Annotated in this window: 2 protein-coding genes and 1 pseudogene; all 3 read left to right on the top strand. The window is 24.9% G+C overall.

Annotation, left to right across the window (positions count from 1 at the left end; all coding sequences use genetic code 11):
• The first annotated feature begins 366 nt into the window (after window positions 1–366).
• Window positions 367–1,029 (top strand): hypothetical protein, encoded by a 663-nt coding sequence (locus tag F0310_RS05520; protein WP_182117968.1) that lies wholly within the window; start codon window positions 367–369, stop codon window positions 1,027–1,029.
• Between the two features lie 1,109 nt (window positions 1,030–2,138).
• Window positions 2,139–2,390, top strand: a complete 252-nt coding sequence (locus tag F0310_RS05515; protein ID WP_182117967.1) for a hypothetical protein — start codon at window positions 2,139–2,141, stop codon at window positions 2,388–2,390.
• Window positions 2,391–2,799: 409 nt separating this feature from the next.
• A pseudogene (locus F0310_RS05510) lies at window positions 2,800–3,118 on the top strand (hypothetical protein); the annotation flags it as partial.

The raw sequence follows: 3,118 nt of genomic DNA, 5'->3' as shown, positions 1-3,118 counted from the left end.
GAAAAAAAAGGATAGGGAATTAACTTTGTACTAATAACAACTAATTATAATTAGTTGTTATTAGTACAAAGTTATTAATTATTAACAAAAATAACATAGTTTCCTCTAAAAGTAAAAAAGTTGCACCCAAAAGTACTAAAGTTACAGACACTATACAGACACTATTTTTAAAAGTAACAAAGTTGCTATTAAAAGTAAAAGAGTTGTATAATTATTATAGTTATGTTTTTACTTCCTAAGTTTTTTAAAACAAAGACCAATATTACTTCTCCCGCTCCTATTCTTGTAAATCACAATGAATTTATTTTCATCTCTACTAGTCTACTTAATTCCCATTCTATTATTCTTAAAATATTAGGTATTATTATGTCAACTGGTATTCCACTAGAGCATCTTAATAATAAATCTATTTTAGCTGTTAAAAAACATACTAATTTTTTAATATATAAAATAAATAGTAGCAGACTCTTTAGAAAATATTCTATTGTTGATGCTAGCTTAATTATTAAAGCTATTAGATTTTTAAAAGCTAGTTCTAGCTTATATTTTCATGCTAGAGAAGTAAATAGAATTATTAAAAGAATATTTAGTCTTGCTCTTACTACTAAAACTATTGAAGCTATTTATTATTTTATCTTTACACAAAAAATAGCTTTTACTTTCAACAAAAATGCCTTTCTTTGTAAAGATTCTTTTGCATCTCCTTCTAAGCTAGATAATATTATCTTAGTTAATGACCCTCTCCTAAATATAAATAAAATTTTATCCTATATAGCTTCTTTTAATAATCTAGTTTTAAATGCCACTTCTCTTGCCCAATTTAGACAGTCTAGCTCTTATATAGAAAAAACTATTGCTTTCCTAGTTCAAGACTTTTTTAAGAAAAACGAGAATCAATATAAAAACTTACATCAGCTTACTTCTTTCCTAAACTCTAACCTCAAACAAATGGGCATTGATTATAAAGCTACTTGCAGAATACAAAAAAGGATATTCTTGCAGATCTTTAAATCTAATCTCATTGCCTAACATTTGTTTTATATTAAAAGTGAATTATTATTAGAGTATCTAGTCAAGGTTAGATATTTTCAACTAAACTTTTTTAGTAAAATATTCAAAATTAATTAACTTCATTTTACAAAAACATACTCTTTAGGGTATGTTTTTGTAAAATGAAAAATGAAAGTACTACTCTTAGAATATTTAAAATCCTTAAGAGTAACACTTTCATTTTTATAAAAGATTTAAAGATTAATTTAAAGACTAATTTAATTATAGTGTACTTTTAAGAAAAAAAAAGATATCCTTTATGCTTTTTAACTTAAGTGAGGTAATTTAGCTAACATCTATACTATTTATAGCACTATTTATTATATTATCTCCTTTTCCTTATATAGGATACGATGAAATTATAAATATAAATAAGCACGGGTATCAAAACACTTATAAAAGCACCTACAAAAACCCAATAAATAATATTCATACTTAACAATATTAAAACAAAACTTTTACTTTTCTTTAAAAAATACTGTACTGCTAGATACAAAATCTCTAACTTTAGAAAGTTATGTTCTTTTTTTTAAAAAAGAGCATAACTTTTTTTGTTAACATTTTGATTTTACCTATCTCTTTTTTTTAAAAAGCAAAAAAAAGACTCTTCTTAGAGCCTTTGTTGGTCTTGATATTATGCATAAAGCAATATAAATGCTTTATGCACTAAGTATAGAACATCTTTATTTTTATACAAAGACAAAAAAGGCCCATTTTAGTATAGCCTCTTTTGTCTTCAAGGAGTTTTTAAGTCATAAGACTGGGTCTATTAATTTAGAGCCTACTCTTATTTCTATCTTCTTTATAAACTTACCCTTCTTTACAAACCTTAACCCTCTCCAATTAAGATATGTTAAAAAAGGTATCTCTAAATTTAGCAATTGTCTTAGATTTGCTTAACTTTTATACTAAAATATTAGTTATTTACTAACAAAACCCCCAATTAACACTAAAATATATAAATACCTTTATATTTTCTTTTATTAAAAGACAATATTGCTATATTATTTTTTACTAAGAGCATGACATTTTACTTTGAGCAATATATCCTAGTTAATATTTATACATTTATATGTAAGGAGGATAATATGAGTAAATTAATTTGCAGTATTTTTAAATTTAGGAGTCGTTTTTCATCTTATCTAGATAGAATTGATACAACAGGCAGAATAAAGGAGCTAATTGGATTTGTATTATTTGGTCTTCTTTATTTTGCTTTTTGTTACCTCTATACATTGTCTCTTTATAGATATGATGAAACTCTAGATCAACTATCTTTAAAAAATAAAAAGCAAGCTTGGGCTTTATATGAAGAGTATAATTCAGGAATATCAAAATAATACTTTTCTAATGGTGTTTTAATCTATAATTAAACAAGATATATTGCTTTAAAGTATAAATGGTTTACAAGCCTATTAACATACAAATACCTCAACATAAAAAAAAAGAAGATCTCTTTAAGGAGATCTTCTTTTTTTTAATCTAGAAGAACGAATATAGATCACCACATAACTGTAAAACATAATGCAAAGCTTAACTTTTGTCTTTTTTTGGTTATAAGAATTACTTAATATTTATTTCTACCTTACTTTTAGTAGACAATCTGGCTTAGAACAAATATTAATCAAGTTGCAATAACAAAACTAATTTTTTGAGATATAATTTTTGATTCATATAGATCTTTATCTAGGTCTAGATAAATCAAATAGCTTAGGGGGTAAATATTAGAAGAAAAGGATAAGGAGAAATATGTTTACTTTAATTATATCAACTGTATCAAAGTTATTATTTTTAACTTGCAAGTTTTTTAGAAATAATAGCACAAGTAAAGAATCACCTTTACTTGTAGCTGCTAGCAATGCCATGATTACTGTTGATACTACCGATAATGTTTGTAGTACTTCTTACAGCACTACCCTAGAAAAGAAAGAAACCAAAGATAAGTTAAGCAAAGACGACAAAGACAAGCTTAAGTCTTTTTTTAGCAAAACTAAAACATATCAATCTAGTCTAGATTCTATTTATGACAAGTACATAAGCTCTTATAGAACTATTGATACTTATACTG

The organism is Borrelia sp. A-FGy1 (assembly GCF_014084025.1).
In the GTDB taxonomy this organism is placed as follows: domain Bacteria; phylum Spirochaetota; class Spirochaetia; order Borreliales; family Borreliaceae; genus Borrelia.
Note: the sequence above shows the minus strand (reverse complement) of the source record. Positions and strands in the feature narration are given on the sequence as shown.

Bases quoted from the DNA above. Each gene is read 5' to 3' on its own strand.
- F0310_RS05520 (WP_182117968.1), top strand. From the start codon at position 367: ATGTCAACTGGTATTCCACTAGAGCATCTTAATAATAAATCTATTTTA.
- F0310_RS05515 (WP_182117967.1), top strand. From the start codon at position 2,139: ATGAGTAAATTAATTTGCAGTATTTTTAAATTTAGGAGTCGTTTTTCA.